The organism is Streptomyces sp. NPDC002206 (assembly GCF_053593595.1).
On sequence record NZ_JBSFCW010000005.1, the window covers coordinates 83,699 to 103,587 of the forward strand.

Genomic DNA, 19,889 nt, shown 5'->3' on the forward strand with positions numbered 1-19,889 from the left:
GCAGCCTAACCGCCGGGGCGCGGCGGCCCTGACGGATGCCGCTCCGTGGACAGCCCGTGAGGCGTACCGCGGCCCCGCCCGGCCCGCGCTACTCGTTGGTGAACTCCTCGACGACCGTGGCCCCCAGCTCCCGGACGATCAGGTCATGACCGGAGAGCGCCGAGTCGACCAGATCCGGGTCGTCCGCCTCCGGAGTGTCGTCCTCCGGGGCGACCGGACGCGGCGGCTCGGCAGCGGTCCGGGGCTGCGGGGCGGGGGCCACGGCGGGGGCGGCGCCCGGCTGCTGATGCTGGGCCGGAGCGGGCCGGGACTCGTACTGCTGCGGGGCGGGCGCGGCCGGGCGCTGCGGTGCGGGCGTGGCGGACGGGCGGCCACCGCCGGTCTGCGGGGGCTGTCCCGCGCCGCCCGACGGGTCGACGATCGCCTCGATCTTCCACTGCATGTTGAACTGCTCGGCGAGCGCCTGCTTGAGCACGTCCTCGCTGCCGCTGCTCGCGAAGTTGTCGCGGGCACCGGCGTTGAGGAAGCCGATCTGCAGGGTGGCGCCGTCGAACCCGGTGACCTGCGCGTTCTGGCTGAGCAGGATCCAGGTGAACCGGCGCCGGTTCTTGACGGCCTCGAGGATGTCCGGCCACATGTTCCGCACCTGCGCGGCACCCTGCGTCATGCCCGGGCTCGGCTGGGGGGCACCCGGGGCGGGGGCCGGGGCCGCGGGGGCCGGGGCGGGGGCCGCAGGGGCGACGGGGGCCGGTGCCTGACCCGGGGCGGAGGCGGTCGGCCAGCCACCGGGGCGGCGCCCGGACTCCGGCGCGGCTGCGGCGGGCCAGGCCCCGGGACGCTGCCCACCCGCGGGAGCCTCGGCGGGCGACTGCGGAGCGGGAGCGGCAGGTGCAGCGGGCGCTGCGGGGGCCGCGTGCTGAGCGGGCTGCACGGGCGCGGCAGGGGGCGCGGTCTCGGGGGTGTCCCCCCGCACGGCCGCCCGCGCCGCAGCGACCCCGTCACCCGGCGGAACCATGGCTACGGGCGCCTGCGCCTGAGGTCCCGGTACGTATCCCATGGCGGGCCCGGCCCCGGCGGTCGCGAAGGAGGCGCCGCGCTCCAGCCGGTCCAGCCGGGCCTGCAGCGAACGCTCGTCGTCGAAGGCCGCGGGCAGCAGCACCCGGGCGCAGATCAGCTCGACCTGGAGACGCGGAGAGGTCGCCCCGCGCATCTCCGTGAGTCCCTGGTTGACCAGGTCGGCGGCGCGGCTCAGCTCCGCGGCGCCGAAGACGGACGCCTGGGCCTGCATCCGCTCGACCACATCGGCGGGTGCGTCGATGAGGCCCTTCTCCCCGGCGTCCGGCACAGCGGCCAGGATCACCAGGTCACGCAGCCGCTCCAGCAGGTCGGCGACGAAGCGCCGCGGGTCGTTTCCGCCTTCGATCACCCGGTCCACGACCTCGAACGCAGCGGCCCCGTCGCCCGCGGCAAACGCGTCCACGATGGAGTCGAGCAGCGACAAGTCCGTATAACCGAGCAGTGAGGTCGCCATGGCGTATGTCACACCGTCGTCGCCGGCGCCCGCCAGCAGTTGGTCCATCACGGACATCGAGTCACGCACGGATCCGGCGCCGGCCCGCACGACCAGCGGCAGCACGCCGTCCTCGACGTAGCTGTTCTCCTTGCCGCAGACCTCGGCGAGATATTCGCGCAGCGTTCCCGGCGGCACGAGGCGGAACGGGTAGTGGTGCGTACGCGACCGGATCGTGCCGATGACCTTCTCGGGCTCGGTGGTCGCAAAGATGAACTTGAGGTGCTCCGGCGGCTCCTCGACCACCTTCAGCAGGGCGTTGAACCCCGCCGGCGTGACCATGTGCGCCTCGTCGATGATGTAGATCTTGTAACGACTCGACGCGGGCCCGAAGAACGCCTTCTCCCGCAGATCACGGGCGTCGTCCACGCCACCGTGCGATGCGGCGTCGATCTCGATGACATCGATCGATCCCGGCCCGTTGCGCGCGAGGTCCCGGCAGGACTGGCACTCCCCGCACGGCGTCGGCGTCGGCCCCTGCGCACAGTTCAGACAGCGGGCCAGGATGCGCGCGCTGGTCGTCTTCCCGCAGCCGCGCGGACCACTGAACAGGTACGCGTGATTGACCCGGTTGTTCCGCAGGGCCTGCTGCAGCGGGTCAGTGACATGCTCCTGCCCGATGACCTCGGCGAACGACTCGGGGCGGTAGCGGCGGTACAGCGCAAGGGACGACACACCTACGAGGTTATCGGGGCGGACTGACAACCGGCCCCGGACCGGGCACACCACCGAGGCCCGGGCGGCCCCGCACCACCGGAAGACACCGCAGGCCCCGGACACGCAAGGGCCCCTCACGCACCCGCCAGAGCCAACCTACCCTTGCTGCCTTCCGGCCCTGGGGGAGTTCAGTCAGATAGCGCCACGTGAGGGGCTGATGCCTACCTTAGCCGATCCCACCCCGATCAAGTCCACCGGCTGCCGTCCCGACCCCGTCCGTGGGGAACGTGTTCGCGAGCACTCCTCAACGTCTTGTATTGTTTGCCGCGGAGGATTCGCCTAGTGGCCTAGGGCGCACGCTTGGAAAGCGTGTTGGGGGCAACCCCTCACGAGTTCGAATCTCGTATCCTCCGCCATTGCTCTCACCGGGCAATACGTTGAAGGGCCCCACCGTTCGCGGTGGGGCCCTTCGACGTTCTTCTAGGCTCGCAGTCTCATTGAGACCCTGCGGAGCCCTTCGCGCCACTCTCGTCAGGCTCCTTGGCCCCTTCCCAGACGAGTCCCCCGACCCGCTGCGCAACGTCGGCGAGGATGCCGCCCGTCACGTGTTGGTGCCGGGCCGCCATCGCTGTCGACGACCAGCCCATGATCTGCATCCCGACCTGTTCGGGGACACCGAGGATGAGCAGAACCGTCGCCGCGGTGTGCCGGACATCGTGCAGGCGTCCGTCCCGGACCTTCGCGTCGGCGAGAAGCCGCTTCCAGGTGTCATAGTCCGTACTCGGCACCAGCGGCTCGCCCACGGGAGAGGTGAAGACGAACCCTGACTCGCGCCAGTCCTCCCCCGCGATCGCCCGCTCGCGTGCCTGCTCTCGGCGGTGGAGCTCCAGAAGCCTCACCAGTTCGTCCGGGACACCGATAACGCGGCGGCCGGCGCGCGACTTCATGTTGGCCGTGTCCTCGTTCTTCCTGACTCGCTTCTTGCAGTAGCCCGGCTTCGTGCCACAGTCGCCGCCGCACCCATGCAGGTACTTCGGTCGCAGACGGTTCCTCCTGACCCGCAGGACGCCGTTGGCCGTATCGACGTCAGCCCAGCGCAGCCCGAGTGCTTCCCCTGCCGGAGTCCCAGCGGTCCGACGCTCTGGTGTGCCCTGGTCTCAGTTCGGCACGCATCGATGTGCGCCCCGGCCCCGGCACGAGGTGCCCCGAAGCGGCTCTCCTCGTGCCATCAGGCCAGCGGGTAGCCCAGGGCCAGGGCCGCCTTGCGGAACGCCGGAAGGCGTTCGGGGGAGACCGCGAGGTGGCGCTCGCCGATTCGCGTACACAGCACGCGCAAGCGGCGGTCGCTGATGGCGAGGGCTGCCAGTGCCTCGTCCGCGCACTCGATGAGATGGGTCTGCCCTGTATCGCGGAGTCGGCCGGTGCGGCGGCCGGTGTCGTCGAGCAGGGTGGTGACGGTCTGGGGCACGGGGTGCGAGGCGGCCTGGTTCAGGTAGCCACGGAGCTCGTCGAGGGTGTGCCCACGGTCGAGGGCGTGCAGAAGAGACGCGGTGGTGAGCGTCCAGACCTGGTCGGATTTGCGGTCGGAGAAGGCGTCCAGGAGGAGTGTGTCGACGGAGGGCAGCCCGTCGAGGGCAACGATGTCGAAGTTCGCCAGGACGGTGACCCTGCCCGTCGGGACGACCGAGGCGGGGACCTGGGCAGGGGCGTAGTCGCCCGTGAGGCCGGCGGCGTGGGCGCCCAGGGGATTGAGGCGAAGCGCGGACAGGCCGTCGTAGCGGCTGAGCTGGTCGAGGCAGTCGCCACCCCAGTTGTCCCGGTAGTCGTCGCGGGCGCCCACCGGGGGGACGTACTCGATGTCGATGAGGCCGAGCGTGGCCGCGTACTCGAAGATCACCGCCAGGGTGTACCGACCCTGGAGGAGGGACCAGCCGTGGTAGCCGTCGTAGCCGAGGCTGCCGTATTGCGGATCCTCCAGGTACAGCTTCCACAGGGCGCGTTCACTGCGGTGGACGACTGGATCCAGACCGGCCGCGCGCATGTCTGTGAACAGGCCGTCGATGGGCATCCACGCACCCGGGGTGAGGCCGGCCAGCGCCTGGCCGACGAGCTTGCGGCGCGGTTTGGCGGCGGTCAGGACGTTCGCCGAGCGCTGGCCCTTGATCTCCTCGACGCGGGAGAACTCGTCCAGGAGGCTGTTGTTCAGCCAGCGTTGCCACAGCTGAGGAATGGTCAGGTGCGGTGGCCGGGTCAGCGCGGCCCGTCCGCGCGTGGTCAGCACCAGCCGACCGCCGGTGAGCTGGGCGAGGCCGCCTGCCTGGAGCAGCATCGGCCAGGCGAAGGCGGCGATGGCGTCGTGCGGATAGAAGTCGCCGCCGTCCAGGATGTCGGCGACCGCCGAGACGGTGGCGGTGCTGGGGCGGCGGGTCTTTTCGCTGCACCGCAACTTCTCCGTCATACACAGACGCAGCACCGTCAGCAGGTTGGCCTGCGCCTCGTGCTCGGTGTGCCGGACCCGTGGAGTGCCGGTGGGCTCCTGCTGCTGTTCGACCGGTATCACTGCTCCTGTTCCCCGCTTCGCGCCGCCCTCGTCCCGTTCCTACAGATGGGCAACATAGTCGTAGTTGTCCGGCCCGCAGGTGCGCTCGAGGGTCTGGACCACCTTGCGCGGGTTGTCGTAGGGGCCGGAGAAGTAGAACGGCTTGCCGTCCCGCCCGAAGCCGATGACAGGCCGGTCGCCGGGCGGGGCGCCCAGGTGCACTGCGGCGTCGGCGAAGCCGCCCGAGGGCTCGAAGCCAAGACCGCGGGCGTAGGCGACGCCATCGTGCACGATCGTCTGCGCCTGCTCTACGCCGATCGGCACCGGCCGATGATCGAAGGCCGAGTAGTACGTCGGTACGTAAGTGGTCAGGGATCCGGACCCCATCACCTCGGGGTCGGTGACGTTCTTGACTCCCAGGCAGTACACGTCCACCAGGAACCCGGTGACGGTCACTCTGCTGGCACGTTCCTGGCGGGCCAGGAGAATCTGGGCGAAGCCGCCCGTGCCCCGGTCCGGCTCCTGGCCGAGGGGGTCGGCCGCCGCCCAGTCCGGGGCTTTGGCCATGTCCAGTCCCGCGCTCCAACCCGCGTTGACCCAGCAGCCCACCACCGGCCGCTCATCCGGCGCGATATTCCCCAGTGCCGCCTCGGCGACCCGTCTGACCAGCGCGGTCGCCTGGGCCGGGCGTAGCCCCAGCGCCTTCGCGATCTGCTTCGGCGCGCTGCCGCGCTCCCTCATCTCCCGGACCCGGGCCAGCAGTTCCTCGTCGCGCGTTGTCACCGTCACAGTCTGGCACCTCCGTGTCGCCCCATGCGGAGCAGGGTGCGCCGGCGGTGCTGCCATCCTGGGTCCGGGTGAGTCTGGACACGAACCGGAACGGGCAGGTCAGCATGGGTGAGACAGTGGGCGGGACCGTCGGGCAGGTGCGAGCGCTGGTCGGTTGGGTCGGCACAGGCCGCAAGCTGACCCAGACCGGCCGTGTGACGCTTGCCGACGCGCGAGCACTGGTGGAGGTTCTGGACACCGGCGACCGGATGGACCCGGTGATCGGTGACCGTACGTTCAAGACGAAATCCAGCGAGGAGCTGTACCACCTCACGCTGCTGGTCGAGTGGGCGAAGGCGGCACGACTGCTGCGGACCGCGGGCGGGCGCCTGCTGCCGGTGAAGAAGAACGCCAGGCTGCTGGACCGCCCCGACGAGCTGCGTGGCGCGCTGTTCGCCGCGCTGCCGCTCATCGGCCCGGCCGTGACGGTCTCCGGCTGGCTGGAATCCCTGCTCTCGCACGAGTACGACCGGGGTCTGCGGGCGTTGCTGCAGCGGCTGTACGCGACCACTGCCCCGGTGCCACTCAGTGACCTGTACGAGGTGGTGTGGCAGGCGGTCAGCCCGCTGTACGTGCTCGACGACCTGTCCCCCGACCGTCTGGGACATCTGCGCACCGCCAACGACCACGACGTCCAACGGGTCCTGAAGGCCCTCGCCTCCCTGGACGCTGTCCATCTCACGGAGGAAACCGCCGAGTTGACGGCGGACGGATGCACCGGGACAGCCCGGATGCGTGGCGAGCCCGAGCCCGGCGACGCGGTGTTGCGGATCCTGGTCGAGCTCGCTGACGTGGACGACCCCCGGGTCTGGCGGCAGCTGCTGGTGCCCGCCTCGATCCGCCTGGACCGGCTTCACTCCGTGATCCAGGCCGCGATGGGCTGGCAGAACTGCCATATGCACGCGTTCACCATCGACGGCGTCCAGTACGGCCGTTCCGACGGTGAACTCGGATTCCGGGACGAGCGCACCGCCACACTGGCCGCCCTGCTCAAACCGGGCGCCCACTTCGTGTACACGTACGACTTCGGGGACTCCTGGGAGCATGTCATCACCGTGGATCAGTTCCAGACAGCCTCAGCCGGGCTGCACTATCCGCACTGCGTGGACGGTGCCGGGGCGTGCCCGCCCGAGGACTGCGGCGGCGCCCCCGGCTACAGCGATCTCAAAGTGATCCTCGCCGACCCGGCCCATGAGGAACACCACGCCATGCTGGTGTGGCTCGGACTTCGGTCCGCCACGGAATTCGCCCCTGCCCGTTTCGCGCCGTACGAGGCCAACACGCGGCTGCTGCACCTCACGGCACCATGAAAGACGAGCTGTCCGGCCACGCAGCCGTTCACGACCCTGGGTGCTGCCGACTGATCCAGCGGCCCCGCCGCGCCCGGACAAGGACATACGGGCCGACCTTCCGTCCCCGCGTTCGGGTCCTGGGCGTCGACTACACGGCGACGAGGCGCACACTGTCGCCGCAGAGCTTCGTCATGTCGTCAATGTCCGAGGTGAGCATGACGACCGGGCGGCGCTGACGCAGCGCCGTCTCGGCAACGGCAGCGTCGATGGCGTATTTGTGACCATGCAGCCCAGCGTTGATCAGCATGGCTGAGGCGGCCTTGGCCTCCTCGTCGCCGATGTGCACGATTCGCACGCCGGACAGGACCCAGGCGAGCCGCGCCTTGTCTGTCCGGCGATGCACCGCTTCGATGATGGTGAGTGCGCTGATGACCACCTCCATGCCCCGCTTGCGGGCTTCGGCGATGAGGGCGACGACGGGCTCGTGATCACTGACGAACTTCGACAAACCCTCGCAGTCGAGAACGAGGGTGCCTTCGTGGCTCAGCTTGCGGCGGGCCACTGCCCCTCCTCGGCGAACACCTCGTCGAAGACCCGGCGTGCCCGCTCCTGCTCGTGCTCGGAGATCGGCCCCTGACGGCGTTCGTAGTCGGCCAGGTACTCATCCAAGATCTGACCGCGCAGCTCGCGCTCCACCGCTTCGGTGATGAACGCGGAGAACTCACGCTTGCCGACCCGTCGGCGAATCGCCTCCGCCGTCCCCTCGGGGAGGGAGAGACTGACCCTGGTGGCCGGTCCTTCGCCGACGCTGTAAGGAATCTCGCTCATGGAACCGACATTATCAAACAAGTAGGAATTTCGCCTGGGCGCAGCATCCGCCGAACGACGCGAGCCACCCATCCGGCACCTCGTGGTCTCAGTTCTGGTCTCATTCGCCTACATTCAGCCGCGTCCGGACGTCGCTGAACAATCCACTCCGCCCCAGGTCAGGACGCCCCTGTCCCTCCCCGAACCCCCAAACGAACATTTGGAAAGCGTGTTGGGGGCAACCCCTCACGAGTTTGAATCTCGTATCCTCCGCCATTGCTCTCACCGGGCAATACGTCGAAGGGCCCCACCGCTTGCGGTGGGGCCCTTCGACGTTCGCAGTCTCATCTGCAGTCTCAACGAGACTTTTCGGCGCCCTCCGGCCCGCTCTCCTCAGTGTCCTTGGCACCTCCCAGATGAGGCCCCCGAGCTCAGCATCGGGGTCGGCGCCCGTCCGATCGAGGTTCACGTCGGCGGGTGCTACGCAGCCAGGAAGCGTCGGCGCGCCGTCACCCGCGAGCAGGCCCTCGCCTCCCTCGCCGACGGGATCCGGGCCTGCATCCACTGCCGGCCCGACACCGAGTTGGGGGTGCTGCGAACAACTCGCCCACAGCGGCTCACCATCGGTGTCAGCGAGCGCGGTAGTCCCTACTCCATCAAGACCTGATCAGCCCAGCGGGCGTGCTTTCTCCGGGGCTCCTACCGTAGAGGAGTAGGTCGATGATGCGTCGGGGCTGCCGTGTGCAGCGGGGGCGTGCATCGGCTCCGCACAGCACCGGAAGGTGGTTCGGAGATGACCAAGACCACAGACGCCCCCGTTCTCGAGACGCTCGCCGCCATGACAGTGGACTCGATCGAGCGTTGTGGGCTGGACGACAACACACTCATTCTCACGCGCTTGGCAGCGCTCGCGGCCACGGACGCACCTGCGATCTCCTACGTTGCGCATGTCGACCCGGCCATGAAGGCGAACTTGACGATCGAGCAAGTTCAGGACGTTCTCGTTGCCATCGCCCCGGTTGTGGGCACGGCACGCGTCATGTCGGCCGCAACTCACATCACCGAGGCGCTCGGCATTGCCATCGCGGTAGCCGACTCCGAAGCCGAAGCGATGGCCGAGGCCGGAGCCCATCACCGGAGCCAGTCCTGAGTGAATCCTCGCTCGCCAGGGCGAAGGAGCCGGACTGATCGTCGAGCGTGGCGATGCCGTCTGCGTGGCGATCGCCGCTGACGTGGATCAGCGATGGCGCTGAAGAGGAGAACGCACATGACCGGCGAGATGAATTTGGCCTACGACTATCCGCTCCTGGGCGCATTCTGGACCCTGCTGTGGATTTTCCTGTGGGTGATGTGGATCTTCCTGCTCTTCCGGGTTTTCTCGGACATTTTCCGTGACGACTCCCTCAACGGGTGGGCCAAGGCAGGGTGGTCCATCTTCGCGGTCGTCCTCCCCTTCCTCGGTGTGTTCGTGTACCTGATAGCGCGCGGCAAAGGCATGGGGGAGCGCGAAGTGCATCAGGCCCGAGCCCGGCAGCACGCGTTCGACAGCTACGTCCGCGAGACCGTCGGCACCGCCAGGCCGAGTGCGGCCGAGGAACTTGCGAAGCTCTCGGAAATCAAGGCCAGAGGCGACCTCACGGACGAGGAGTTCCAGCGCGCCAAGGGGAAGATCCTGCACTGAAGCGCCGTTCGCGTGCGAATCGGCCTGTGGGCCGGCCCGGCCCTTGGGGTCGTCCATGTCCACGGGAAGTGGGCTCACCCGGTACGCGGTGCTCGAGATTCCTGTCCGGCAGCCGGTGGAGCGGCAGGAGGTGCCCCATGAGCAGGCGCGGGACCGCGCGTCTGGCCTTGGCGGCGGGCGCAGCGGCGCTTCTGGTGCTGGTGGTGTTCGGCGGGCTCGGAAGCCTCGTACTCATGGGGGTGGGGTGGGCAGGACTGGCGCTCACGGGGGCCGGCGTGTGGTGGATGCTCACCCACACCGGCTGGATCAGGGTGCTGGCCGCGCTGCTGGTGGTAGCCGCGCCGCTCGGTGTCCTGCTCCTGTACGCGGCGGCCGGGCTGCTGTGGGTCGTGCTGGTCTCGCTCGGACTCTGGGCGCTGGCCGTTTCCGCAGGCAGGTCCGCACTTGTCGAAGACACCTCCCCGAGCATGACGGAGCGCTCCGTCAGCCGGGCAAAGCGACCATTCCTGATCATGAATCCGCTCTCAGGCGGCGGAAAGGTCGAGAGGTTCCACCTGGTGGAGCGAGCCAGAGCCCTTGGTGCCGAGGTCGTCGTGCTGGATCCGGCGCAGCGGCAGGATGTGGCCGAGCTGGCGTGGCGGGCCGTCCAGGGTGGAGCCGATCTGCTCGGCGTCGCGGGTGGTGACGGTACGCAGGCCTCGGTCGCCGGTGTGGCTGCAGAGCACGACATCCCCTTCATGGTGATCAGCGCCGGCACCCGCAACCACTTCGCCAAGGATCTGGGCCTGGACCGGCAGGATCCCTCCAGGTGCCTGGAGGCACTGACCGACGGGGTCGAACTGCGCATCGACCTCGGCTACCTCCATGCGGGAGTGCCTGCGGACCTGAGCACGGGGCGCTTCTTCATCAACAACGCCTCGTTCGGCGTGTACGCGGAAGTCGTGCAGAGTCCCGCCTATCGCGACGACAAGGCCCGCACGGTCCTGGAGATGCTGCCGGATCTGCTGACACAACCCAGCGGCACGCGGCTGAGTGTCCATACCGGTTCGCTGACCATGGACGGTCCCCAGGCCGTACTGGTGAGCAACAACCCCTATGCGAGAGGCGACTCGGCCGGGATGGGGCGCCGGGAGCGACTGGACTCCGGCAAGCTGGGGGTGCTTGGTGTGAGCGTCGGCAACGCCGCCGAAGCGACAGAACTCCTGCTGCGTGGCCGGCAGGGCCGCGGGCTGACCGCGGCCACCGCCCGAGAAGTCGTCGTCGACGCCAACGCTCCCGTCATCCCTGTCGGCGTCGACGGCGAGGCCTTGATGTTGCCCACTCCGGTGCACTGTCTTCTCGCGGCTGGCGCTCTGCGCGTGCGCGTGCCCCGGCACCGGCCCGGCGTGCCGCACGGTGCCCCGCCGATGGACTGGCGGCGGGTGCGGCGTCTGGCGCTGACGATGGGGCGGGTCGCGGCGGGACGTGGTGCCGCCTGAGCGAACGGCTGGCTGGGCCGGGCTGTTCGGCGGTGGTGAGGGGCAACCACTCCGCTGCGACACCGTACCCCTGACGTGCCCGTTCAAGAGGCACGCCGGGAGGCCACCGGACAGTGCTCCACGAACGGGCAGGTCAGCGCTCTCCCACGTCAGCCCACCCGTCCCGACTGGAACGCGCTGCGGGTCTACGACCGCCGACCGAACGAGCCAGCAGTCTCATCCGCCGCCGTTCGTGGCCGTTCAGCCCTCCTGCAGCCGCCCTTGGGGCCCAGCCCACGACCGACCGTGAACCACGGCGAACGGGTCCGTGCAGAGTTGGAAAGCGCGTTGGGGGCAACCCCTCACGAGTTCGAATCTCGTATCCTCCGCCATTGCTCTCACCGGGCAATACGTCGAAGGGCCCCACCGTTTGCGGTGGGGCCCTTCGACGTTCGCAGTCTCGACGAGACTTCTCACAGCCCTCCGGGCCGCTCTCCTCAGGGTCCTTGGCCACTTCCCAGCTGACGACCGGCCCATGATCTGCATCACGACCCGTTCGGGGACACCGAGGACGAGGAGCACCCACAACCTCGTACACGAGGCAGCCCTGGCCGGGTACGCAACCGCACTTGGCGACCTGGAGGAGGGCAAGCTGGACGATCCGGTGCGCGAGCGATTCGGACTCCTTGACCAGTTAGCCGTGCAGCGCGGTGCTGTAGACGTACAGGGCGATCACACCGGCGACGCAGGCGAGGACCACCCATGAACCGAAACTGGTGTGTTTCCCACTGCCTTTGGGCCGCGCGGCCTTCCCGGACTGATTGGACCGCCCGGGCGCTGCACGTCCCGGCGCGACCGGCGCCACATCGGCCGCCGCCTCGGCGAGCAGGCGACGGCAGGTCGCGGCGAGCACGCCTGTACCGGCGGAGAGGGGCACCACGGCTTCCGAACGCGCCGGCGCGGTGGTGCCGCCGTCCAGGATTCGCCCCGCGCGTACGAGGACCTCGCCCTGGCCGCCCGCCGGAGCGAGGCTGATCCACCGCCGTACATGCTCACCCCGGATGACCACGCCGCCGGACCGCTCCCGGTACACGGTGTGTTCCCGCCACAATATCTCCGCCAACTCCCCGGCGGTGTCCCTCAGTTGTGCGCTCACAACCCCTCCCCCTCCGCCCCGCGGCGAATCGAACAAGCATCGCACTGTAGCGGCAGGCGCAGAGCGAGGGTCCAGCAGTCCCTCCAGCGGCCGTGCCGCCCCCTGGGCATGGATCCAGCACTACGCGGACACATCGGCCCGGCCACACGGGAAGAGGCCAGGAGGCGGCGACCTTGCGCATCGCCGCAGGTCGCAACCAGGTGTGTCCCCAGCCTGCCCGAGTTGCCAACCAGCGCACGGCCCCCTGAACCCGTTCTGCCGACCTCAATGCGAATGCGCAGGCCATTTCTCGACTAATCAATCTTTTTGAGTACGCGGCGCGCACCTGAGCGTCATTTGAATGAAATTTCAATATACACTCGCAGGTTTAATCCAGGCTCGACCGGTGCGGTGAAAGATGCAATCACCAACCTAGCCGGTCACCTTTCTTTCGGAGCGTGCGCTTGAATGTGGTCGACCTATCTTTCGGGGTGCATTGCAAATTGTTCGGGCCGCCTCATACATGCCCATGTTCACTGTTGCTTGTACGCCCGGGGCGAGAGCGATCTCCAGCACCTGGCGGATCACGCGGGTCGATCGCTCCGTAGCAGGTCAGACGGGTGCGAGGACCCCGGCGGGGCCGTCGTCGTGCCCGCTGAGCCAGGCCGGCGGCTTCGGCGACCTGATCATCGCGACCGGCAACCGGCCGGACGTAGTGCCGGGTCGTGACGCTCGCGTGGAATCCATAAAGAACAGCGGTCGATCGCGGCGTGCCGCGATGCGGAAGGCCCCTAACCAAGTTGGCTGGTCAGGGCGCGATTCCATGGATGTGGTGGACGGGACTTCTGAGGCCAGTGTGACGTTTGCTAAAGCTCCTGCGCTTCCATGGATGAGGCTTGACGGCCTCTCAAAGATTCACGCTTCATCCGATTTGGCCTCAATAGCACATTTATCGCGCGTTTGGTCGGGCAAGAGCGAAATACCCCTTGGAGGAACCTTGACGAGAAGCACCATGCCGAGACGCATATTGGCCCGGACGCTGAGCGTTGTCGCGGCGATGACAGTCGCACTCGTCGCCGCACCGCTGGCGGGCACGGCGCAGGCCTACAGCGCGACGTCGGGAACGCTGAGCTTCAGCGGTGATCCGGGTGAGCCCATTTCAGGCGGCCAGTCGTATGAGTACGCGGCTGGAGCGGTCCAGATGTTCGACGTCGGGGGCAGCAGGGACGAGAACAGCCTTGCCGTCGCGATAGATTCGGAGCAGGGTACGCTCTGGCGTCTCATTATCGCCGCCCCCGATGGGCAGAAGCTGACTGAGGGCACCACGTACACCGGGACGAAGAAATGGCCCTACGCCCAGCCGGGGGATCCGGAACTGGAGTTCGCAGGGATCGACAATGGGACCGAAAAAGGGTGTAACACCAACTCTGGCTCCTTCACGATCGAGCACATAGCTTTCGGCCCCTACGGCTATGTCCGCGAACTTGACGTCACCTTCGAGCAGTACTGCAACGGATCGACAGTGCCTCTGCGTGGTGCGGTTCACGCAGTCATGCCCGAACCGCCGGCCGAACTCGCCATGACGATGAACACCGATCCCATTGGCACAGCGAACGTCAAAAACGGTCAGATCACCGTCGGTGGCACCGTGACGTGCAACAAGCCTGCAAGCGTCTCGCTCACCGGCCAGGTCTTCCAGATCCTGAAGAAGGGGACGCCCGGCGCGTCCTACGAGACGACCGTGGCGTGCACCCCGGGCGCGCCCGTCCCCTGGTCCGTCAAGCTGACCAGCCAGGACCCCGGCATCTCGTTCCAACCCGGCACCGCAACGATGCGCAGCAGGGCCCAGGCGGACGACCGGGACTACCCGGTGACTGTCAACACTGGGCAGCAGGAGTCAGAGGTCACGCTTTCCAAGGCCTGACCTCAGGTGGCCACAAGATCGACTGGCATCACTGGTTGACAGCAACGTGAGCGAACAGCCCCGATCGATCGCGAATTCAAGCAGACCAGTGAGCGAGCAAGAGTCGACTCCACCGCAGGTGGCAGACCGCGCTACGTGCCCGATGGATCGGGGAACCACGGGGCGCAACGGTCGATCACGGCGAGCGTGAACGTGAAACGGCTCCTGACCAACTTGGCTGGTCAGGAGCCGACTTCATCGCCGTACCTGCGGAGGCGGTGGGTTTCGAACCCACGGTGACATCACTGCCACGACGTTTTTCAAGGTCGACAGCAGCTTGACTCGCCCATTGAGACTCCGCCGCCTTGCAGTCAGTGGCCCCACATCTCCACCGCCGTCTCCAAGCAATACAAGACGGCCAAGATCGGCTCGCGTCACCGGCGACAATCGGGGCAACGCCGGTGTACGGCAGTACCTGCCGTGAGCGATGGAGGAATGCTGTGCCGCCGACCTCGAAGCCAGTGCGGAAGCTGGGCTTTCTGACCATCGGGCTGTTCGACGAGACCGATCCGCGCCGGGGCCACGAGTCGACCCTCTCGATCATCGAGCTGGGCGAGCGACTGGGCTTCGACAGCGCGTGGGTGCGGCACCGGCATCTGCAGTACGGCATCTCCTCCCCCGTCGTCGTTCTGGCTGCGGCCTCCCAGCGCACCAGCCGCATCCAGCTGGGCACCGCGGTCACCCCGCTGGGCTGGGAGAATCCGCTGCGGCTGGCCGAGGACCTGGCGACCGTCGACATCCTGTCGGGCGGCCGCCTCAATCCGGGGGTCGGCGCCGGCCCACCGATGCGGTACGAGCGGGTGAAGCACGCGCTCTACCCCGACACCGCCGATGCCGAGGACTTCGGTTACGAGCGTGTGCGACGGCTCCTGGCATTCGTACGCGGGGAGCCGGCCACCGACTTCAGCGGTACGGAGGGGTTCGAGGCGTACTCCGAGCGCGTCCAGCCGCACTCACCCGGCCTGGCCGGCCGTATGTGGTACGGCGGCGGCAGCCTGCGGTCGGCCCGCTGGGCGGGTGAGCAGGGCATGAACTTCCTGACCAGCAGTGTCGTGAAGGCGGAGGAGTCGGAGGACTTCGCCGAAATCCAGCTCTCGCACATCCGGGCCTTCCGCGCCCATCACCCCGATGGCGAGCGTGCCCGCGTCTCCCACGGCCTGGTCGTCATCCCCACCGACACCGCCTCGGCGCAGCAGCGTGCCAAGTACGAGGCGTACGCCGACAAGCGGATGCCGCGCACCACCGCGCCGCAGGGGCCGGCCCGCATGATGTTCGCGCCCGACCTCGTCGGAAGTTCCGCCGAGATCGCTGAACGGCTCCATGCGCACGCCGCTTTCCGGGAGGTCGACGAGGTCGCGTTCGCACTGCCCTTCACCTTCGACCACGACGACTACGTCCAGATCCTCACCGACATCGCCACCGAGCTCGGCCCGGCTCTCGGCTGGCAACCGTCTGTCTGATCCAGGCCGCTGCCGGGCACCTACGGCCGCGAGCACATCGACGATTGCCGTTCGTCCGCCACGAACCGGGCCGCGCCCCCCTATGAGGAGGCCGGCGTACCCGGCCTCCTCGCTGACCGTGCTGGGTGCCCTCGAAGCGGCAGGGTGGCCGAAGGCTGGTGGTCGGCTTCGCCGTGCCGGTGATCGGCACGGCCGCGGCGATCGGCCATCGGCGGCTCCTGGACTCGCCGTCGCCCGCCCCTGTCGCGATGATCGAAGGCATGACACAGAGCAACAGGAGCAAGGCCATCACTTTGCGGATCGCTCAGCAGCCGGAGGCGGACGAGCTTCTCGGCCGCAGCCCGCTCGCGGCCATGATCGGCATGCTGCTGGACCAGCAGGTCCCGATGGAGTGGGCCTTCTCCGGTCCGTTCACCCTGGCGCAGCGGATGGGCTCCGACGACCTGGACGCCCATGAGATCGCCGCCTACGACCCCGAGGCGTTCACCGACCTCTTCACCGCCAAACCCGCTCTGCACCGCTATCCCGGCTCCATGGCCAAACGGGTACAACAACTCTGCCAGTTCCTGGTCGCGGAGTACGACGGCGATGCGAGCGCGGTCTGGAGCGACGCCGGGACCGGCGCCGAGCTGCTGAAACGGCTGAAGGCGCTGCCCGGGTTCGGTGCCCAGAAGGCGCAGATCTTCCTGGCGCTGCTCGGCAAGCAGCTGGACGTCCGGCCGACCGGCTGGCGGGCCGCGGCGGGGCCGTACGGGGAGGCGGGGTCGCACCGGTCGGTCGCCGACATCACCGGCCCCGACTCACTCGCCAAGGTCCGCGCGCACAAACAGGAGGCGAAGGCGGCGGCGAAGGCGGCAGCGAAGAAGAGCTGAGGCCGCAGCGGCGCAAAGCCGCCGCCCTGCGGCCGGCAGCTGCTCTCAGGTGGGAATCGCTGTCCGGCTCCCACCCCACCGCCTCCCCTATCTCCTGCGGCGCGCCGTACCGAAGAGCGAGCGCGAGATCTCCCGCCCCAGCTGCGTCCCGACCGACCGCGCCAGCGACCGGAACACTCCACTCCCCACCACCTGTTCCACCAGCGAGGCGTCGTCCTCCGGCTGCCCGGACCTCTTCGCCGGCTCTTTCGCCGGCCGGCCCGCAGCCTCCGCCGCGGCCCGCTGCTCCGCCTCGTGCTCGGCGGTGAGCTTCTCGTACGCCGACTCCCGGTCCACCGCCTGTGCGTAACTCCCGTACAGCGACGAGCCCGTCACCGCCGCGTCCAGTTCCGCCGCGCCGAGCGGACCCATCAGCGACTGCGGCGACCGCAGCCGGGTCGCGGCGACCGGCGTCGGCGCGCCCTTCTCGCTCAGCACGGTGATCATCGCTTCGCCGATGCCCAGCCGGGTCAGCAACTCCTCAAGGTCGTACGACGAGTTCGGGAACGTCTTCACCGTCGCCCGCAGTGCCTTCGCGTCGTCCGGGGTGAACGCCCTTAGCGCGTGCTGCACCCGGTTGCCGAGCTGCGCCAGCACATCCCCCGGTACATCGCGCGGAGTCTGCGTGACAAAGAAGATGCCTACTCCCTTGGAACGGATCAGCCGCACGGTCTGCGTGATCGAGTCCAGGAACGCCTTCGACGCCCCGTTGAAGAGCAGATGCGCCTCGTCGAAGAAGAACACCAGCTTGGGCCGCTCGAGGTCGCCGACCTCCGGCAGATCGTGGAAGAGATCCGCGAGCAGCCACATCAGGAACGTCGAGAAGAGCTGCGGCTTGTCCTGTACAGCCGCCAGTTCCAGCACGGAGACCAGCCCCCGGCCGTCCGGCGCCTGCCGCAGGAACTCCGCCGTCTCGAACTCCGGCTCACCGAAGAAGTCGCCCGCCCCCTGCTGTTCGAAGGCGGTGAGCGACCGCAGAATCACCCCGGCCGTGGCCGTGGAGAGCCCGCCGATCCCCTTCAGTTCGGGCTTGCCGGTGTCCGAGACGAGAAATGCGACGACGGCCCGCAGATCCTTCAGATCCACCAGCTCCAGACCCTTGGCGTCGGCGTAGTGGAAGATCAGACCGAGCGACTGCTCCTGCGTACGGTTCAGCTGGAGCACCTTGGAGAGCAGTACGGGACCGAAGTCGGTGACCGTCGCCCGCAGCGGAATACCGGGGCCGATGCCGCCGAGCGCGTAGAACTCGCACGGGAAGCCCTTGGCCTCCCATCGCTGCCCGACCTGCCCGGCCCGGTCGGCAACCTTGCCGACCGGCGCGCCGGGTGCGGCGATGCCGGACACATCTCCTTTGATGTCGGCGAGAAAGACCGGCACGCCGTTGGCCGACAGCTGTTCGGCGATGAGCTGGAGGGTCTTGGTCTTGCCGGTGCCGGTGGCGCCCGCGACGAGTCCGTGCCGGTTGAGCATCGCCAGCGGGATCCGGATCTGCGCAGCAGGCAGGCATGCACCGTCCCAGAGCAGGGCACCCAGGTCGAGGGCGGCGCCGTCGACGACGTACCCGTCCGCGATCTCCCGGGCCTGCTGCGGCAACACGCCGACGTCCTCCCCCACGCCCGCTCCGACGCCGTCCCCGATGCCCGATTCCGCGCTCCCGCCCGTGCTGTCGCTGCCACTCATCACGGCCTCTATTCCGGAATGTCTGCATTTATGACGATCCGGCCAGCATCGCAGTACCGCTCCATAGCTGCGCCCGGAGGCTCTTGGCCGGTAGGCTTTCCGTGTGATCTTCAAGCGCATCGGAAATGGGCGGCCTTATCCCGACCACGGCCGGGAAAGCACCCGGCAGTGGGCGGATGTCGCGCCGCGCCCGGTCCGCCTCGACCAGCTGGTGACGACCAAGGGTCAGCTGGACCTCGAAACCCTCCTCGCCGAGGACTCCACGTTCTACGGCGACTTGTTCGCCCATGTCGTGAAGTGGCAGGGCGACCTCTATCTGGAGGACGGGCTGCACCGCGCGGTCCGTGCGGCACTCCAGCAACGCCAGGTGCTGCACGCCCGGGTCCTCGAACTCGGCTGACGAACGGCACCCATCGGGTGCTTTCGGGTGCATTCGCACCCGGACGGGTGCCATCGGTTGATCATTTAGTACGCATCTTCACCGGGTCGCATTACGCTGCGCCCATGAGCATGCTCACTCCCCCCGGCCTGGGCGGAAAGTACCGCATCACGGGCGACAAATATCCGCGCATGCGGCGTCCCCGGCACCGCCGCAGACTGGTCCTCGTGTCCCTCGCCTCCGTGGTGACCCTCGGGCTGGCCGGATGGGGGACGCTGCAGCTCATCGACGTCTTCACCGGCGACCGGACGGCCAGCGCCGCCGACCGCAAGGCCGACTGTCCCTCCGCCAAGCCGTCCGCGCCCGCGAAGGCGCTCCCGAAGCCGGCGAGGATCACGGTCAACGTCTACAACGCGACACCGCGCGGCGGGCTCGCGAAGGCCGCGGCCGACGAGCTGAAGAAGCGCGGCTTCCGCATCGGCAAGGTGGGCAACGCCTCTGCCGCGTACGACAAGAAGGTCCCCGGGGCCGGGATCCTGCTGGGCGCCCCGACCGCCACGAACGGCACGTTCCCGGTCCTCGGTACGCAGCTGACGGGCGCCACGCCGAAGACCGACACCCGCAAGACGGCGGATGTCGATCTGATCCTCGGTACGGCGTTCAAGAAGCTGAACACCCCGACGGACGCTGCTGCGGCCCTTGCCGCACTGAACAAGCCGGCCCCCGCACCCTCCTGCGGGTGACACCGCAGTACAGGATGCGAGGGCCGAGAGCCTTCTTCGGAACCGTCGGGCCGGACGACCCCTAGTCGACGGTGCCGTACATCCGGTCGCCCGCGTCGCCGAGCCCCGGCACGATGTAGCCGTTCTCGTTGAGCCGCTCGTCGACCGAGGCGGTGACCACGGTGACCGGCGTACCGGCCAGGTCGCGCTCCATCACCTCGACGCCCTCGGGCGCCGCGAGCAGCACGACGGCGGTGACGTCGTCCGCGCCGCGCTTGATCAGCTCCTGGATGGCCGCGACCAGCGTGCCGCCAGTGGCGAGCATGGGGTCCAGGACGTACACCTGGCGGCCCGAGAGGTCCTCCGGCATCCGCGTGGCGTACGTCTCCGCCTTGAGTGTCTCCTCATTGCGGATCATGCCCAGGAAGCCGACCTCGGCGGTCGGCAGCAGCCGCACCATGCCGTCGAGCATGCCGAGACCGGCCCGCAGGATCGGCACGACCAGGGGCCGCGGGTGCGACAGCTTCACGCCGGTGGTCGGCGTCACCGGGGTCTCGATGTCGACCTGCTCGGTGCGCACGTCCCGGGTGGCCTCGTAGGCGAGCAGGGTGACCAGCTCGTCGGCGAGCCGCCGGAAGGTCGGGGAGTCGGTGCGCTTGTCGCGCAGGGTGGTGAGTTTGTGCGCGACCAGCGGGTGGTCGACGACGTGGATCCGCATGGGCTCAACAGTAGCCGGGCCACCCGCACCCGTGCGCTGGCATCAATCGCCCGTTCGGAGGGAAGGTGGGGGCATACGGACCCAGGCTTG

General features: G+C 68.6%; 18 protein-coding genes, 2 tRNA genes, 1 other RNA gene and 2 pseudogenes. 11 read left to right on the plus strand and 12 right to left on the minus strand.

The window, feature by feature from the left end:
* Positions 1-88 precede the first annotated feature (88 nt).
* Positions 89-2,245, minus strand: coding sequence for a DNA polymerase III subunit gamma and tau (locus ACWCP8_RS12560; RefSeq protein ID WP_451115834.1), 2,157 nt, complete (start codon positions 2,243-2,245; stop codon positions 89-91).
* A gap of 105 nt (positions 2,246-2,350) precedes the next feature.
* Positions 2,351-2,445: signal recognition particle sRNA small type (gene ffs, locus ACWCP8_RS12565), an RNA gene on the minus strand.
* A 110-nt stretch (positions 2,446-2,555) separates the two neighbouring features.
* Between ffs and ACWCP8_RS12570 the strand changes: the two genes are divergently transcribed.
* A tRNA-Ser gene (locus ACWCP8_RS12570) sits at positions 2,556-2,643 on the plus strand.
* A gap of 78 nt (positions 2,644-2,721) precedes the next feature.
* Here ACWCP8_RS12570 and ACWCP8_RS12575 read toward each other — a convergent pair.
* The 3 genes and pseudogenes from ACWCP8_RS12575 to ACWCP8_RS12585 form a co-directional block, all read right to left on the minus strand.
* Positions 2,722-3,333 (minus strand): annotated as a pseudogene (locus ACWCP8_RS12575) (tyrosine-type recombinase/integrase); the annotation flags it as partial.
* Positions 3,334-3,455: 122 nt separating this feature from the next.
* Positions 3,456-4,787, minus strand: a complete 1,332-nt coding sequence (locus tag ACWCP8_RS12580) for a helicase-associated domain-containing protein (RefSeq protein WP_451115836.1) — start codon at positions 4,785-4,787, stop codon at positions 3,456-3,458.
* A gap of 39 nt (positions 4,788-4,826) precedes the next feature.
* The gene (locus tag ACWCP8_RS12585; protein WP_451115838.1) at positions 4,827-5,555 is read right to left on the minus strand and encodes a hypothetical protein; all 729 of its coding nucleotides are present in this window, start codon (positions 5,553-5,555) and stop codon (positions 4,827-4,829) included.
* Between the two features lie 68 nt (positions 5,556-5,623).
* Between ACWCP8_RS12585 and ACWCP8_RS12590 the strand changes: the two genes are divergently transcribed.
* Complete coding sequence (locus ACWCP8_RS12590) at positions 5,624-6,904, plus strand: plasmid pRiA4b ORF-3 family protein (RefSeq protein ID WP_451115840.1); 1,281 nt, start codon at positions 5,624-5,626, stop codon at positions 6,902-6,904.
* 130 nt (positions 6,905-7,034) lie between these two features.
* Here the strand turns inward: ACWCP8_RS12590 and ACWCP8_RS12595 are convergent, their stop codons facing one another.
* Together ACWCP8_RS12595 and ACWCP8_RS12600 are read right to left on the minus strand one after the other, a co-directional pair.
* Entirely contained in the window at positions 7,035-7,448 is a 414-nt protein-coding gene (locus tag ACWCP8_RS12595) for a DNA-binding protein (RefSeq protein ID WP_352264154.1), read from the minus strand.
* Positions 7,430-7,714 (minus strand): hypothetical protein, encoded by a 285-nt coding sequence (locus tag ACWCP8_RS12600; RefSeq protein ID WP_030973973.1) that lies wholly within the window; start codon positions 7,712-7,714, stop codon positions 7,430-7,432. The genes ACWCP8_RS12595 and ACWCP8_RS12600 overlap by 19 nt, the downstream gene beginning before the upstream one ends.
* Before the next feature lie 298 nt (positions 7,715-8,012).
* Here ACWCP8_RS12600 and ACWCP8_RS12605 point away from each other — a divergent pair, with 298 nt between their 5' ends.
* The 4 genes from ACWCP8_RS12605 (at position 8,013) to ACWCP8_RS12620 (ending at position 10,852) form a co-directional block, all read left to right on the plus strand.
* Positions 8,013-8,360: a DUF6233 domain-containing protein gene (locus ACWCP8_RS12605; protein ID WP_451115843.1), complete on the plus strand. Its 348-nt coding sequence runs from the start codon at positions 8,013-8,015 to the stop codon at positions 8,358-8,360.
* A 126-nt stretch (positions 8,361-8,486) separates the two neighbouring features.
* On the plus strand, positions 8,487-8,843 hold the full coding sequence (locus ACWCP8_RS12610) for a carboxymuconolactone decarboxylase family protein (protein WP_352264150.1): 357 nt from the start codon (positions 8,487-8,489) through the stop codon (positions 8,841-8,843).
* A gap of 117 nt (positions 8,844-8,960) precedes the next feature.
* The gene (locus tag ACWCP8_RS12615; protein ID WP_352264149.1) at positions 8,961-9,374 is read left to right on the plus strand and encodes an SHOCT domain-containing protein; all 414 of its coding nucleotides are present in this window, start codon (positions 8,961-8,963) and stop codon (positions 9,372-9,374) included.
* 137 nt (positions 9,375-9,511) lie between these two features.
* On the plus strand, positions 9,512-10,852 hold the full coding sequence (locus tag ACWCP8_RS12620) for a diacylglycerol/lipid kinase family protein (RefSeq protein ID WP_352264147.1): 1,341 nt from the start codon (positions 9,512-9,514) through the stop codon (positions 10,850-10,852).
* A 673-nt stretch (positions 10,853-11,525) separates the two neighbouring features.
* On the opposite strand, the gene ACWCP8_RS12625 is transcribed toward ACWCP8_RS12620, so the two are convergent.
* Together ACWCP8_RS12625 and ACWCP8_RS12630 are read right to left on the minus strand one after the other, a co-directional pair.
* Entirely contained in the window at positions 11,526-11,987 is a 462-nt protein-coding gene (locus tag ACWCP8_RS12625; RefSeq protein WP_352264146.1) for a hypothetical protein, read from the minus strand.
* Positions 11,988-12,578: 591 nt separating this feature from the next.
* Positions 12,579-12,705, minus strand: a pseudogene (locus ACWCP8_RS12630) (tyrosine-type recombinase/integrase); the annotation flags it as partial.
* Between the two features lie 258 nt (positions 12,706-12,963).
* Here ACWCP8_RS12630 and ACWCP8_RS12635 point away from each other — a divergent pair.
* Complete coding sequence (locus ACWCP8_RS12635; protein ID WP_352264144.1) at positions 12,964-13,890, plus strand: hypothetical protein; 927 nt, start codon at positions 12,964-12,966, stop codon at positions 13,888-13,890.
* Between the two features lie 249 nt (positions 13,891-14,139).
* Here the strand turns inward: ACWCP8_RS12635 and ACWCP8_RS12640 are convergent.
* Positions 14,140-14,234, minus strand: a tRNA-OTHER gene (locus ACWCP8_RS12640).
* Positions 14,235-14,369: 135 nt separating this feature from the next.
* Here ACWCP8_RS12640 and ACWCP8_RS12645 point away from each other — a divergent pair.
* Both ACWCP8_RS12645 and ACWCP8_RS12650 read left to right on the plus strand, forming a co-directional pair.
* Entirely contained in the window at positions 14,370-15,389 is a 1,020-nt protein-coding gene (locus ACWCP8_RS12645) for an LLM class flavin-dependent oxidoreductase (RefSeq protein WP_451115847.1), read from the plus strand.
* 260 nt (positions 15,390-15,649) lie between these two features.
* A complete protein-coding gene (locus ACWCP8_RS12650) occupies positions 15,650-16,261 on the plus strand; it encodes an HhH-GPD-type base excision DNA repair protein (RefSeq protein ID WP_451116070.1) in 612 nt (203 codons plus the stop codon).
* Between the two features lie 87 nt (positions 16,262-16,348).
* Here the strand turns inward: ACWCP8_RS12650 and ACWCP8_RS12655 are convergent, their stop codons facing one another.
* Positions 16,349-17,980 (minus strand): helicase HerA-like domain-containing protein, encoded by a 1,632-nt coding sequence (locus ACWCP8_RS12655; protein WP_451115849.1) that lies wholly within the window; start codon positions 17,978-17,980, stop codon positions 16,349-16,351.
* A 103-nt stretch (positions 17,981-18,083) separates the two neighbouring features.
* On the opposite strand from ACWCP8_RS12655, the gene ACWCP8_RS12660 reads away from it, so the two are divergent.
* Both ACWCP8_RS12660 and ACWCP8_RS12665 read left to right on the plus strand, forming a co-directional pair.
* The gene (locus ACWCP8_RS12660) at positions 18,084-18,380 is read left to right on the plus strand and encodes a type II toxin-antitoxin system VapB family antitoxin (RefSeq protein ID WP_003955420.1); all 297 of its coding nucleotides are present in this window, start codon (positions 18,084-18,086) and stop codon (positions 18,378-18,380) included.
* 104 nt (positions 18,381-18,484) lie between these two features.
* Positions 18,485-19,102, plus strand: coding sequence for a LytR C-terminal domain-containing protein (locus ACWCP8_RS12665; RefSeq protein ID WP_352264140.1), 618 nt, complete (start codon positions 18,485-18,487; stop codon positions 19,100-19,102).
* A 61-nt stretch (positions 19,103-19,163) separates the two neighbouring features.
* Here ACWCP8_RS12665 and upp read toward each other — a convergent pair whose 3' ends face one another.
* Positions 19,164-19,799 carry a uracil phosphoribosyltransferase gene (upp, locus tag ACWCP8_RS12670; protein WP_326604676.1) on the minus strand — a complete coding sequence of 212 codons (636 nt, stop codon included), beginning with the start codon at positions 19,797-19,799 and terminating at the stop codon, positions 19,164-19,166.
* Positions 19,800-19,889: the final 90 nt, after the last annotated feature.

Bases quoted from the DNA above. Each gene is read 5' to 3' on its own strand.
- ACWCP8_RS12600 (WP_030973973.1), bottom strand. From the start codon at position 7,714: ATGAGCGAGATTCCTTACAGCGTCGGCGAAGGACCGGCCACCAGGGTC.
- ACWCP8_RS12610 (WP_352264150.1), top strand. From the start codon at position 8,487: ATGACCAAGACCACAGACGCCCCCGTTCTCGAGACGCTCGCCGCCATG.
- ACWCP8_RS12615 (WP_352264149.1), top strand. From the start codon at position 8,961: ATGACCGGCGAGATGAATTTGGCCTACGACTATCCGCTCCTGGGCGCA.
- ACWCP8_RS12620 (WP_352264147.1), top strand. From the start codon at position 9,512: ATGAGCAGGCGCGGGACCGCGCGTCTGGCCTTGGCGGCGGGCGCAGCG.
- ACWCP8_RS12650 (WP_451116070.1), top strand. From the start codon at position 15,650: ATGACACAGAGCAACAGGAGCAAGGCCATCACTTTGCGGATCGCTCAG.
- ACWCP8_RS12655 (WP_451115849.1), bottom strand. From the start codon at position 17,980: ATGAGTGGCAGCGACAGCACGGGCGGGAGCGCGGAATCGGGCATCGGG.
- ACWCP8_RS12665 (WP_352264140.1), top strand. From the start codon at position 18,485: ATGAGCATGCTCACTCCCCCCGGCCTGGGCGGAAAGTACCGCATCACG.
- upp (WP_326604676.1), bottom strand. From the start codon at position 19,799: ATGCGGATCCACGTCGTCGACCACCCGCTGGTCGCGCACAAACTCACC.